This is a genomic window from Kitasatospora sp. MAA4 (assembly GCF_029893355.1).
Taxonomy (GTDB): domain Bacteria; phylum Actinomycetota; class Actinomycetes; order Streptomycetales; family Streptomycetaceae; genus Kitasatospora.
Genome location: NZ_JARZAI010000012.1, coordinates 81,760 through 94,017, shown reverse-complemented (window position 1 = coordinate 94,017; position 12,258 = coordinate 81,760). Strand labels below are relative to the sequence as shown.

General features: G+C 69.2%; 11 protein-coding genes. 3 read left to right on the top strand and 8 right to left on the bottom strand.

What is annotated here, in order from left to right; genetic code table 11:
- Window positions 1-48: 48 nt before the first annotated feature.
- Window positions 49-1,575, bottom strand: a complete 1,527-nt coding sequence (locus tag P3T37_RS17685) for a hypothetical protein (protein ID WP_280724645.1) — start codon at window positions 1,573-1,575, stop codon at window positions 49-51.
- A 349-nt stretch (window positions 1,576-1,924) separates the two neighbouring features.
- Here P3T37_RS17685 and P3T37_RS17680 point away from each other — a divergent pair, with 349 nt between their 5' ends.
- Both P3T37_RS17680 and P3T37_RS17675 read left to right on the top strand, forming a co-directional pair.
- The gene (locus tag P3T37_RS17680) at window positions 1,925-2,521 is read left to right on the top strand and encodes a TetR/AcrR family transcriptional regulator C-terminal domain-containing protein (RefSeq protein ID WP_280724644.1); all 597 of its coding nucleotides are present in this window, start codon (window positions 1,925-1,927) and stop codon (window positions 2,519-2,521) included.
- A 146-nt stretch (window positions 2,522-2,667) separates the two neighbouring features.
- The gene (locus P3T37_RS17675; protein WP_280724643.1) at window positions 2,668-3,279 is read left to right on the top strand and encodes an HAD family acid phosphatase; all 612 of its coding nucleotides are present in this window, start codon (window positions 2,668-2,670) and stop codon (window positions 3,277-3,279) included.
- A 27-nt stretch (window positions 3,280-3,306) separates the two neighbouring features.
- Here the strand turns inward: P3T37_RS17675 and P3T37_RS17670 are convergent, their stop codons facing one another.
- Together P3T37_RS17670 and P3T37_RS17665 are read right to left on the bottom strand one after the other, a co-directional pair.
- Window positions 3,307-3,633, bottom strand: a complete 327-nt coding sequence (locus P3T37_RS17670) for a nuclear transport factor 2 family protein (RefSeq protein ID WP_280724642.1) — start codon at window positions 3,631-3,633, stop codon at window positions 3,307-3,309.
- Between the two features lie 68 nt (window positions 3,634-3,701).
- Window positions 3,702-4,889 (bottom strand): M20 family metallopeptidase, encoded by a 1,188-nt coding sequence (locus P3T37_RS17665; RefSeq protein WP_280724641.1) that lies wholly within the window; start codon window positions 4,887-4,889, stop codon window positions 3,702-3,704.
- Between the two features lie 126 nt (window positions 4,890-5,015).
- On the opposite strand from P3T37_RS17665, the gene P3T37_RS17660 reads away from it, so the two are divergent.
- The gene (locus P3T37_RS17660; RefSeq protein ID WP_280724640.1) at window positions 5,016-6,086 is read left to right on the top strand and encodes an Lrp/AsnC family transcriptional regulator; all 1,071 of its coding nucleotides are present in this window, start codon (window positions 5,016-5,018) and stop codon (window positions 6,084-6,086) included.
- Between the two features lie 29 nt (window positions 6,087-6,115).
- On the opposite strand, the gene P3T37_RS17655 is transcribed toward P3T37_RS17660, so the two are convergent.
- The 5 genes from P3T37_RS17655 to P3T37_RS17635 form a co-directional block, all read right to left on the bottom strand.
- Entirely contained in the window at window positions 6,116-6,865 is a 750-nt protein-coding gene (locus P3T37_RS17655) for an SDR family oxidoreductase (protein WP_280724639.1), read from the bottom strand.
- A gap of 65 nt (window positions 6,866-6,930) precedes the next feature.
- Window positions 6,931-7,776, bottom strand: coding sequence for a nucleotidyltransferase domain-containing protein (locus tag P3T37_RS17650; protein WP_280724638.1), 846 nt, complete (start codon window positions 7,774-7,776; stop codon window positions 6,931-6,933).
- A complete protein-coding gene (locus P3T37_RS17645) occupies window positions 7,777-8,442 on the bottom strand; it encodes a cupin domain-containing protein (protein ID WP_280724637.1) in 666 nt (221 codons plus the stop codon).
- Window positions 8,443-8,461: 19 nt separating this feature from the next.
- Window positions 8,462-9,814: an aromatic ring-hydroxylating dioxygenase subunit alpha gene (locus tag P3T37_RS17640; RefSeq protein ID WP_280724636.1), complete on the bottom strand. Its 1,353-nt coding sequence runs from the start codon at window positions 9,812-9,814 to the stop codon at window positions 8,462-8,464.
- 57 nt (window positions 9,815-9,871) lie between these two features.
- Entirely contained in the window at window positions 9,872-12,247 is a 2,376-nt protein-coding gene (locus P3T37_RS17635; protein WP_280724635.1) for a peptidase domain-containing ABC transporter, read from the bottom strand.
- Window positions 12,248-12,258 lie beyond the last annotated feature (11 nt).

The following is a 12,258-nucleotide window of genomic DNA, read 5'->3' as shown; positions in this document are numbered from 1 at the left end:
GCGCCCGGGCGCGGTGACCGGCCCGGGCGCGACATGGCTGACGGATCGTCAGCTGGTGGGTGAGGGCATGGCGTTGGGTGTCGCGGTGCCCACCGTGCGGGTGATGATGGGCCACTCGTTGTGGTACTGCGCGAACGGCAGGTCCTTCTCGAGCAACGGGGTGCCGAGGATGGCGATGCGTGCCAGCACGGCTCCGGTCACGTCGAGGCCGCCGTAGAGGCCGGCCGTGCCGGTGACGGCGGGCTTGCCGGCGCTGCTGTCGATACTGACCCGGCCGTCCACGGCTGCCCGCAGGTACGGCTCGATGGTCGCCTTCACGCCCAGGCTGTCGTAGAGCGCGACGGACCCGTCCGCGACCAGGCCGCTGCGCACGTCGGCGGTGCCGGTGAAGGTCGCCTTGACCGGGGAGACCTTGGTGGTGACCGGTTCGGTCGCCGAGGTCCAGCCGCCCGCCTTGGTGTAGTCGGCGTGGATGCCCCAGTCGCCGTCGACCTGCTGCGTGGTGTCGACGGTGACGGTGCCGTCGGCACTGACCTCGGCGTAGACGGTCAGGTTGAGGGTGATCACGACGGGCACCGAGCCGACCATCACCGTCGGGGTCGCGGTGAGGGTGGCGATCGGTATCTTCACCTGGCCGGTGGAGCCGGAGAGGCTCGCGGTGAGGTGCCAGTTGGCGTGCGCGCCGAGGTCGAAGCCGACCTTGGCCCGGTCTGCGCCGATGATGCCCGTGGTGCCGTGGTAGGAGAACATGACGCTGGGGTCGAGTTCCAGCGAGCCGCTGAGCGTGGCGCTGGCGCCGCCGGGCAGCGGGACGGTGTCGTTCGCGTCCAACTCCAGGGCGCCCGAGGCGGAGCCGTCACCGCCGTCGGGGTTCGGGACGTAGGAGGCCTTGAGGTCCTTGAGCTTCGGGGTGACCTGGATCTTGTGCGGGTCGAGGGCGCTCTTGATGTCGGCCCAGGTCTGGCCGAGCAGTTCGGAGATGGTGGCCGGGCGGGTGCTGGCCGTCACCGTGCCGCCGGCGGCCGGCTTGACGTCGGTGATCGCGAGCAGCGCTCCGTGCGGAGCGGCGGCCGTCGGCGGGCTGTCGATCAGCTGGCCGGGCCGGACGGCAGCGGTGGCCGCGGCCGAGGCGGCCGGGCTGGGGGTTCCCGGGCCGCCACCGGTGTCGGCGACGGCGAGGACGGCCTTGCCGCTCTTCTGGTCGTAGGAGTGCAGCGTGAGCGCCGGGGTGGTGGCCGCGGCGGGACTCCCGGCCGGGGCCGGTGCGGCCGGGGCCGCGGTCGGCGCGGGCGTGCCGGCGACGCCGGCGGGGCCCTTGGTGCCGGCAGCGCTCGGGGTAGCAGCGCTCGGGGCGGGCTGCGCCCGGTCGGCGGCCGGGGTCACCAGGGTCACCGGCTGGCTTCCCGTCGGGGTCGGCGCGTCCGACGGGTTCCCGTCGGTCGTGGTGGGTGCGGCCAGGGCGGCCGCGCTGGAAGGGTTGGCGGACTGGGCGGCCGGCGCGGTCGGATCACAGGCGCTGAGCGAGAGCACAACGGATGCGGCGAGCGCGGGCAGCACGAGGGTGCGCATGGACATGCGGAGGGTCACCTTCGGCGAAAGGCGGACAGGGGATTGTTGGCATGCCGATGAACTGCCAGGGGCGTGCCGGATACTGCGTCGACGAGGTCCACCGCGGGAGAACGCGGTGCCTACCGGCTGGTCGAGGGAGCGCGTGGGTGGTGGCCGAAGTCCGCCGTCGGCCGAGCCCGCGGAGACGTGTCGTGCTCCGCGGCCGTGCCCACCGCACCGGGGTGCCGGCAGGCGGGATCCACCTGGCGCCCGTAAAACTAGAGCCAGTAGTTTCGCCTGGCGAGAACGTACACTAGTCCTCGTTCGCAGCCCAACACCGGGGCGGACGAACCCCGGACACCGAGAGGAGGGCGAGATGGGCAGACCACCGCGGCCACTGCTGACCCGCAGCGGGATCATGGAAGCCGCTCTCGCCCTGGTCGACGAGGAGGGCACCGAGGCCCTGTCGACCACTCGGCTCGCGGCCCGACTGGGCGTCAAGGGCCCGTCCCTCTACAACTACGTCTCCAGCCGCGCCGAGATCGTCGACGGGATCAGCGAGCTCATCGTCGCCGAGATGGATCTCGACCCGACCATCCGCCCCTGGACCGCCGCGCTCGACAGCTGGGCACGCGCCTACCGCGCCACCTTCGCCGCCCACCCGCACATGGTTCCCCTGCTGGTGGCACGGCCGACGCAGTCCATCGCCGCCTTCCAGAGCTACGCCGACACCTTCGCGGTCCTGCGCGAGGCCGGCTGGCCGGAGGACCGCCTGGCGCCGATCGTGCAGTGCCTCGAGTACTTCCTCGTCGGCGCGGCCCTCGACTTCGGCCTGCCGCGCCAGGTGCAGAACGAGGGCCTGGCGCCCGATCCGGTCCGCCTCAGTGACCTGGCCTTCGAAACCGGCCTCACCATCCTGATCCGCGGCTTCGAGGAGCTCCTGGACAGCCTGCGGCCTCAGCCGCAGAGCTGACGCAGCACCCGCCGCCCGCTCCTGCCCCCACCTCGGACCGCGCACGCGGGCTGGTGTACGTTCATGCCGAGTTAAAACTACTGACTCTAGTTTTACGGACACCGCCCCCATTGACTCCTCATCAGCAGGAAGGCCGAGCCCCAGACATGAGCATCAAGGCGAAGTTCGTCACCACCGCGGCCCTGACCCTCGCAATCACCACCGGTCTCGCCACCCCCGCGCTCGCTGCCCCGGCCCACCCGACGGCCGCCGCCCCGGCGAGCGCCGACACCGTGACCGAGGCGCAGTGGCTGACGGACGTGAGCACCGCGATCGCACCGGCCCGCGCCTACGTCGAGCAGCGCACGGCCGAGCCCACGGGCCGGCACGACGCCATCGTGTTCGACATCGACAACACCACACTCGCCACGCACTTCCACCCGTTCACGATGCCGGGCATCGCACCGGTCGTTCGGCTGGCGCAGTACGCCCACTCACGCGGAGTCGCGATCATCTTCGTCACCGCGCGCGTGGACTTCATCGACCCGATCACCCGCCACAGCCTGAGCGAGGCGGGCTACACCGTGGACGAGCTGCGCGGGCGCGACTTCAGCGATCTCTTCGAGCCGGTCCAGCAGTTCAAGACGAACGAGCGGATCATGGTGGAGAACGAGGGCTACACGATCATCGCCAACGTCGGCAACAACTGGACGGACCTGGACGGCGGCCACGCCGAGCAGACCTTCAAGCTCCCGGACTACAACGGCCTGCTCTCCTGACGCGGACCCCCAGCTCGAACGGGCTGTTCAGCCGAGGAAGTCGACGCGGTCGATCAGGTCGTCGCGCACCCGGTAGGCCACCAGGACGCGGATCGGCTCCTCGGCCAGGCCGTGGGCGATTTCGTGGTCGACCACCCAGTCGCCCTCGCTGAGCCGCCCTACGATCTCCGCCCGGCAGCGGCCTTCGGCGAACTGTCCGGCGTACCTGTCACGCAGAGCCGGCCGGCCGTGCAGTTGGCTGCCGTCGGCCCGGTGGATCGTGACGTCCTCGGCGTAGGTGGCCACGAAGGCGTCGATGTCGTGGCTGTTGTAGGCGGTGATCTGCTGCTCGACCACGTCGCGCGGTTCGGTCATGTGCTTGATCGTTCCTTCCTCGGTATAACGGGATACGGGATACGGGGTACGGGGTACGGGGTACGGGTTCAGGCTGCGAGACGGCGGGTGGCGAGTTCGGCGTAGAGCGCGGCTCCGTCGGGGAGCACCGCGTCGTCGAACTCCGCGTAGGGCGAGTGGTTGATCGGCAGGTTGTCGAGGTCGGCCGCGCCCTTCGGGGCGGCGCCGAGCCATACGAACGAGCCGGGAACGGCGTCGAGTACCCGGGAGAAGTCCTCCGCCCCGGTCATCGGGTTCGCCATCGTCCGGAAGCGCTCCTCGCCGAAGACCTCCCGGACGGTGTCCGCCAGGAAGTCGGTCTCGGGCCCGTCAGTCACGGTCACCGGGTAGCCGGGAACGTACTCGACCTCCGCCCGCAGTCCGTGCGCGACCGCGATGGCCCGGACGAGTTCCACCACGGTGTCGGCGACCTTGGACCGCGCCTCGGCGGAGAAGCTGCGCACGGTCGCCTCGAAGCGGGCGGTCTCGGGGATCACGTTGCGCTGGGTGCCGGCCTGGAGGAGCCCGACGGTGATCACCACCGGATCGAACACGTCGAACTGGCGGGTCACCATGGTCTGCAGGGCGGTGACCATCTCGCAGGCAGCGGGTATGGGGTCCTTGGCCCGATGCGGTGCCGAGCCGTGGCCGCCCGCACCGTGGACGGTGACGTTCAGCGCATCGGAGGCGGCGAGGATCGGTCCGCGCCGCGAGCTGAACTCGCCGTGCGGCATGGCCGAGGCCACGTGCAGGGCGTAGGCGGCGACCGGGCGGCTGCCTGCCGCGTCCAGTACGCCCTCGGCCAGCATCGCGCCGGCGCCGTCCCAACCCTCCTCGCCGGGCTGGAACATGAAGACCACGTCGCCGTGGAGCTGCTCGCGCCGTGCGGCCAGCAGGTGTGCGGCGCCCGCGAGCATGGCGGTGTGCAGATCGTGTCCGCAGCCGTGCATGGCGCCGTTGGCGGCGGCGAACGGCAGCGGGGCCTTCTCGGTGACCGGCAGACCGTCCATGTCGCCGCGCAGCAGCACCGCCGGCCCCGGTCGCCCGCCACGCAGCACCGCGGTGACCGAACTCAGCGCGGAGCCCTGGCTCACCTCCAACGGCAGTCCGTCGAGGGCCTGCAACACCCGCTCCTGGGTGCGCGGGAGCGCGAGGCCCAGCTCGGGGTACCGGTGGAGGTCGTGGCGGAGCCGGACCAGGTCCGGGGCCAGGGCGAGAGCGTCGTCGTGCAGGGACACCGGTTTACCTCCATCGAGCCCGCGTGGGGCGGGAACTTGTGCAGAGCGATCTTGTTCGGTGATTCTGGATCTCGCGGCGGGAGTTTCCCGCGATTTCGCAGGATCGCGCCACGAGAGGGCCCTTCGATGAACGAATCCACCGTCAGTCGACGGGGTGACCAGCCCGTGACGGTGGACGAGCTGGACCTCGCCCTGGTGAACGCGATGCAGCTGCGGCCCCGGGCACCCTGGTCGCTGCTCGGCCAGACCCTCGGGATCAGCCCGGTCACCGCTGCCCGCCGCTGGCGCCGGCTCTCGCAGGCCGGGATCGCCTGGGTGACCGCCTACGGTGTGCCGCACCCCGAGGACCGCGGGTGCGTCGCCTACCTCGACCTCGACTGCGCACCCGACCGGCTCCGGCAGATCGCCGACGAGCTGGCCGAGGACCCGCACGTGATGAGCATCGAACACCTCTCCCAGGGCTGCGACCTCGTCGTCACCGCGGCCTTCACCGACCTGGCGACGGTCTCCCGGTACACCACCGAACGGCTCGGCCGGCTCCCCGGCGTCGACGCCGTCCGCGTCCACCTGGCGACCGCCTTCTACGCCGAGGGGATCCGCTGGCGACTGGACTCACTGGACCCCGCCCAGCGCGTGGAACTGCACGACCAGCACCCGGCGGGCAACGGGCCGCCGTCCAACGTACGAGCCGAAGTCCGCGAAGAAGACCGGGAGTTGCTCATCAGACTGAGCGTCGACGGTCGCCTCGACCAAGCCGAGCTGGCCGCCGCCACCGGACTCAGCCCCTCCACGCTGCGCCGCCGCCTGGACCGGCTGGCCGCCTCCGACGCGATCCGCTTCCGCTGCGAGATCGCCGCCCGCGACGCCGGCCGACCGATCCTGGCGACCTTCCGCGCCGACCTCCCCCCGGACCGGCTCGACGAGGTCGGCCCCCAACTCGCCAGACTCCCCGAGATCCGGCTGTGCGTAGCCGTCACCGGCCCGCACAACCTCATCCTCTCCGTCTGGCAGCGCTCCCTCGCCGACGTCCAGCGCCTGGAAGCCGCACTCGCCCGCAGGTTCCCGGACCTACGGGTGGCCGAGCGCCGCGTGTCGCTGCGCACCGTGAAACGGATGGGCCGAATCCTCGACGCGGACGGACGCGCGGTCCGCGCCGTCCCGATGGATATCTGGCGAGACCCGGCCCCGGTCTCCTGACGGCCGTTCAGACAGGCCCTGGCGGCTCTTCACAGCGCACGCAGCATGCCACCATCCACCGGGATCATCGCCCCCGTGAGATACGAAGCAGCCGGTGATTGCAGGAAGGCCGCCACCCGGCCGAATTCCTCCGGCAATCCCGGCCTGCCGAGAGGAACACCGTCCAGAAGCCTTCTCCCGCCATCCGTCACGGATGCGTCGAAGTGGCGCATCCGGTCGGTCGCTATCTTCCCGGGTAGCACACCGTTCACTCGGATACCGCGGGGGCCGAGTTCTTCGGCGAGCGCCTTGGCCACCATCGCGAGTCCGGGCCGCAGTCCGTTGGATATATCGAGTTCCTGGATCGGCACGCGGGCGCTCGTGGACAGCACGAAGAGAACCGCCCCGCCGTCATGGAAGTTCTCTGCACCGGCCTTGGCCATTCTCAGGGCGCCGAGGAACACGGACTCGAACGAGTCACGCCATACCTGGTCGCCAACCTGGAAGGCCTTCCCCGTCGGTGGGCCGCCGGTGCTGAGGATCATCCCGTCGAGCCGTCCGAATCTGCTCAGGGCCGCGGACGTCAACCGATCCGGGGTGTCCGGATGCCCGTTGTCCGCCACGACGCCCAGAGCCCGGTCCCGGCCGAGCCTCTCGACCGCCTTGTCGATCACATCCGCGTCGCGGCCGCTGATCACCACCTGAGCGCCCTCGGCTACCAGCTGGCTCGCCGAAGCGAAGCCCAGGCCCCGGCTTCCACCGGTCACCACATGGACACTCTCGCGCAGGCCCAGATCCATCGGATACCCACTTTCCCTAGTGCGGCCGCTGCCCTGGGGACGGCCCCGGACCGAGCTGCTCCGCGCTACAGCTTCGCGATCTCGCTGAGGATCTCCTCTTCGAAGAACCGCGTGGTGCCATCGACCTCAGGGCTTATCATGCCGGGGTCGTCGAGGTTCCTTCTCGCCGCTTCGGACTTGATGTACAGGTACGCGCTGCGCATGGCTTTCAGGTGCTCCGCGCGGTCTCCGGTGCCGGAGATGGATTCCACCAGGTCGCCGATCGCCCGCCCGGCTTCCGTTTCGTCCATGGCCACCGGGTGCAGCCATTTGCTGTAGGGGAACGGTTCTCCCTCAAGGAGGAAGAACATCTGCAGCAGGGCGGTCAGGTAGTCGTGTCGCAGGAGGTCGAAAGCGACGGCATTGCCCCGGAGATGGGAGTCACGGCCGAACTTGATACAGCGACGCAGCGCCAGGCTCGTCTGCCTGACCAGAGCTGGCACTTCGGAGGCGAATCGCTCCGCATATTTGGCCATGGCCGCCGAGAACTTCCCCGACGGGTCGGCCCAGATCTGGGCGCGGGAATAGATTCTGTAAGCCACGGCAAGGTCACCGTCGAGCTCCTCGCAGAGCTCTTCGTACGACCTCACCTTCACGAATATCTCGCAGGAGGTCACCCGGCGAGCCGACCAGTCGCCGCCGGTCCGGGCCAGTCCCCGGGCAATCGCCCTCTGCTGGGCCTCCGGAAAGCGCTCGTCATCGACGAAAAGGAAGAGATCGACATCCGAGTACGTGTCCGCCCGCCCGGTGGAGTACGAACCGCCGAGGACCACCGCCGACCCCGGAAATATCTCGCGGTAGATCTCACTGCTCGAGAGATCGGTCAGGAACTGCTGGGCGGACCCCATGGGGTCATGATCGTTGGTTGACATTCAGCTTCCGCTCCGTGTCGCCGCCGGGGCGTCCAGCACCGCCGGCCGGTGGTAGCGAGGGGGCACGAAACCGACCACCGCGAGCCCGCCCTCGGGCCCGTCGTTGAAGGCGCTGTGCTCGATCGCGGGCGGCGTGTAGTAGACGTCGGAGGCGCCGAACACTCGCTCCTCGGCACCGATCTGCATGGAGTAGCTCCCGGAGATCGACACCCCGAACTGCTCGTGCCGGTGCTTGTGCCTGACCATCGAACCGCCGACCGTAAGGTCCGCGACCATGAGTTCGAACCAGTCGCCGACGATGAAGGAGACCGTCATCCCCTGCTTGCTCGGACGGCCCGGCACGAGGTCCAGGAACCCCGACCCCGTCGGGCCCTGAGCATCGGCGGCCCGCTTCAGGTCCAGGCCGATCGCCACTTCGGTCCCTTCGTTGCGGGCCCAGTGCCCGACGCCCGAGGTCACTCCGTAGCCGGTCTGGAGCTCCGTCAGGAGTCGCTCGCCCTGCCCCTCGATACCGAAGGTGAAAGAGCCGCGAAGACACATCCCGGCCTGCAGCTCGGGATGCGAGTGCATGGGGATCTCGGCGCCCGGAAGGATTTCCGAGACGATCAGTTCCATGTCACCCAGGCGATACGACCGGGAATTGACCTGGGGAGCGAGGTCCACCACGCGTCCAACCGGGAAGTACTCAGACATCACACTCTCCACTCGCTGAATCAGGCAACTGGCCCCGGAGGTTCAGGAAGTCCGGGCCGATTCCCATGGCTCTCTCGAATTCGCGCCGCACGGACTCCGGCTGTCCGAATTGCACGGCATAGGACGGATCGTCGTTGAGTCGCCAGTTGAACACCCTTTCGAGCCGTTCCTCGAAGAAGGCACGCTCAACGCCGTCGCGGTACATCTGGCGCTTGTCCAACGGGAGCACAATGCACTCGTTCGACTCGGGATCGCGAACGACGCCCTGCGGATCCTCGCCGCGGGAGACACGCTCCACGTCCGCGAAGAGCCGCTTGCGCAGCAGGATGACCCCTTCGTCGCTGCGGCCCAGGCGCTCACTGGTGCGGTCCGCTATCGCCCCCTGTCCGACCCAGGCCGCGAAATCCTGGTTCAGGATGTGGCTGGTCAGCATCTCGCCGTCGTCATCGGCCACCGGGCCGTACCAGTAGGGAATCGAGTCCTGCTCGACCGCGGGGACGTCCGTCGGGGTCGGCGAGTAGTTCCAGACGATGTTGAGCGTGGTGGTGTCGTCGACCGGGACGCGCCACTCGAGGTTGCTTCCGGTGTAGAGGACGTTGGGCCACAGGCACGCGATCCCGCTGGTCTCCAGTCGGCTGGTCGGGGCGACCGGGGCGGCCAGCACCGTGGTCAGTTCGGCGGACCGGGCCACGGCCAGGCCGAACTCGAACTCCTGGAACTCGATGCCGGAGTGCTGGGGACCGCGGTCCGGGCTCCCGGGGTCGGTCTCCCGCACGATGTAGTTGGTGTGCCGCCACTCGAAGTGCACCGGGTCCACGGCGTTCTCGTGGCATTGCAGCCAGTTGCACGGAAGCTCGGACAGGATGATCTGCACGAATCCGCGGCGCCAGGTGAACGGCTCGAACATGGGGATGAGCGGGGCCGGCGCCGGGCCGAGGTAGGCCCAGACCATGCCGGCGAAGGCCACGGCCTGATAGGCGTCGACCCTGACCTTGTCCCGAAACGGCGCCGATGACCCGACCATGTCCTCATAAGGCTGCTCGACACAGCTTCCGGACCTGTCGAACATCCAGCCGTGGTACGAGCAGCGCAGGCTCTCGCCCTCCACCCACCCCTGCCCCAGGTCCACGCCCCGGTGCGGGCAACGGCGCTGTACCAGGCCGTACTCGTCCGTGTCGGTCCGGTACAGGACCAGATCCTCGCCCATCAGCCGGACGGGTTTCACCCTCTTCTCGGCGAGCTCCGAGACAGCGGCGATCGGGTGCCAGTACCGGCGCAGCAGCTCGCCCATCGGAGTCCCGGGGCCCACCCGGGTCAGCATGTGGTTCTTCGCTTCGGAGAGCACTTTCACTTCCTTCGGACTATGGCGTGCATCGAGAGGAGGAACCTCCTTCTCGCGGCCTCAGGCTTGCGGCTCGCCGTGGCCTGCCATGAGCGTGTGCAGATGCTGGGAATGGGACAGCAGGTCTTCGTAGCGGCCCTGGGCGACCACCCGGCCGGCCTCGACGATGATCACCTGGTCTGCGGACTCCAGCACCGACAACCGGTGGGCGATGACGATCAGGGTCTGGTCGAAGGCGGCCAGTCCTCTGAAGATCGCCTGCTCGGTCGCACTGTCCAGCGCGCTCGTCGCCTCGTCGAGGACCAGCAGCTGCGGCTTGCGGACCAGGCCGCGGGCGAGGGCGATGCGCTGGCGTTGGCCGCCCGACAGGCCCAGTCCGCCGGGACCGAGCATCGTGTCGTAGCGCATGGGAAGCGCCATGATGTCGTCATGGATGCACGCCAGCTTCGCCACCTGCTGGACGTCCTCCAGCGGCGTCCCGGGCTGGGCGTAGGTGATGTTCTCCCGGATGGTGCCGGCGAAGAGCCTGGAGTCCTGCGCGACGTAGGAGATCGAGCGCCTCAGCAGCACGCGGTCGAGTTCGGCCATGGGAACGCCGTCGATGAGGACCGACCCGCTGGTGGGGGTCTGGAGGCCGGCGATGATGGACGCCAGCGTCGACTTGCCGGAGCCCGACCTCCCCAGGATCGCCGTGAACTTCCCGCCTTCGAAGCGGACGTCGATCTCGCTCAGGACCGGGTCGGTGCCCCCCGCATAGGCGAACGACACGTCCCGGACCTCGACGGGGCCGCTCACGTCCTCCAACTGCACAGCGTCCGTGGGGCGTTCCTCCGGCTCGGTGCCCAGGATGTCGGTCAGCCTGGAGAGCGTCGCGCCGAGGCCTGCGACCTGGAGCGCGCTCTGGACGACGCTCGCCAACGGCACGAACATCCCGACGGCGAGCGAGGTGAACCCCACCACTGAACTCAGCGACTCCGTACCGCTGGAAATCCTGAAGTACCCCAGGTCGAGCACCGCGAGCGGGGCGAGGAACTGGATCGTCGCACTCATCGCCGAGCCGATGACCTGGTTCCTGCGGCTCACACCGCGCTGGTTGATCTCGTCGATGAGGCTGTGGCTCCAGCGGGCGTGCGCGGTGTCCTCCAGGCCGCAGGCCTTGATCGTCTGCAGTCCGTCCAGCAGTTCGAGCAGTGCGCCCTCGGAGATCGACTGCCGCTCCAGCTCCTCCGCGGACAGGTAGCGCTGCTTCTTCCAGAACACGAAGAGGACCGCCACCATCACGGCGGCCAACACCATGCTGATCAGGGCGAACTGAACGTCGACCACCAGCAGCAGGGCCAGGTAGACCAGCACCAGCGTGCCGTCGAACATCGTGGAGAGAGCCGCACCGGTCAGGACCTGCCGAACCGCCGAGCTGGTCCGCACCCGCATCGCGAGGTCACCCGGGTTGCGCCTGGTGAAGTACTCGTACGGCAGGGAGAGCAGATGGCCGAACACGCCGAGCGTGACGCGGCGGTCCGCGATCGCCTGGAGCGCCACGAGCGCCAGGCCGCGGACTATCTGGAGCAGCGCGAAGGACACGCCCCCCGCGAGCGCGAGGCACAGGATCACGATCGCCTGGCTCGACCGGTTTCCGACACCGGTGTGGGCGACCACATAGGAGGAGGCGAACGGGGTCGCGAAGTTGAAGACGATCAGCAGGAGCGACGCGGCTGTCAGGCGTATCCAGCGGCGATCCCGGGTGACGAACAACTTGAGGTACTGCCAGGAGCTCTGCGCGACACCGGGTCCACGCCGGCGCACCGGCGCGCGACCGTCGATCAGCGGTGCCTCGAATTCGAGAGCCACGCCGGTGAAAGCGTCTGCGACCTCGCTCAGTTTGAGGCGCCGACGTCCCACCGCGGGATCGACGATGAAGGCGTGCGTGGCAGTCGCGTGTTCGAACACGACGAAGTGGTTGAAGTTCCAGAACAGGATGCTGCCACTCTTCAGGCGGCTGAGCCCCCCGACGCCGACGCGCACACCACGCCCGAGCGCCCCGAAGTGCCTGGCTGTCCGAAGGAGCGCCTGCGCCGAGACCCCCACCTGTCCGCCGTTGAGGCGGCGGCGCACGGTTGCGATGTCCACGTCGATGCCCAGGAAGGCCAGCACCATCGCCAGGCAGGTGGGCCCGCAGTCGGCGCTCTCCGTCTGGTAGTAGACCGGCACCCGCTGCCGACGCCGCCTCGGGATCACTCCCGCGACGGCCGCGACGATTTTGCGCAGGCCTCCCGGCTGCCGCGCCTCCATCAGTCCGGGCAGCGTGAGTGCGCTGCCCAGACGCCGGTTGGCGCCGTTCTTCTCAGCCGCTTGGCGGCTGAACCTGGCCTGGCCGACAGGACCTGGAGCCGAGGGCGCAGACTGCCCGGGATCAGTCACTTCATCGGATTCGATCATGAACAGCGACT

Excerpts from the sequence above, each read along its gene's own strand:
- P3T37_RS17685 (WP_280724645.1), bottom strand. The coding sequence starts at position 1,575 with ATGTCCATGCGCACCCTCGTGCTGCCCGCGCTCGCCGCATCCGTTGTG.
- P3T37_RS17680 (WP_280724644.1), top strand. The coding sequence starts at position 1,925 with ATGGGCAGACCACCGCGGCCACTGCTGACCCGCAGCGGGATCATGGAA.
- P3T37_RS17675 (WP_280724643.1), top strand. The coding sequence starts at position 2,668 with ATGAGCATCAAGGCGAAGTTCGTCACCACCGCGGCCCTGACCCTCGCA.
- P3T37_RS17670 (WP_280724642.1), bottom strand. The coding sequence starts at position 3,633 with ATGACCGAACCGCGCGACGTGGTCGAGCAGCAGATCACCGCCTACAAC.
- P3T37_RS17660 (WP_280724640.1), top strand. The coding sequence starts at position 5,016 with ATGAACGAATCCACCGTCAGTCGACGGGGTGACCAGCCCGTGACGGTG.
- P3T37_RS17655 (WP_280724639.1), bottom strand. The coding sequence starts at position 6,865 with ATGGATCTGGGCCTGCGCGAGAGTGTCCATGTGGTGACCGGTGGAAGC.
- P3T37_RS17650 (WP_280724638.1), bottom strand. The coding sequence starts at position 7,776 with ATGTCAACCAACGATCATGACCCCATGGGGTCCGCCCAGCAGTTCCTG.
- P3T37_RS17635 (WP_280724635.1), bottom strand. The coding sequence starts at position 12,247 with ATGATCGAATCCGATGAAGTGACTGATCCCGGGCAGTCTGCGCCCTCG.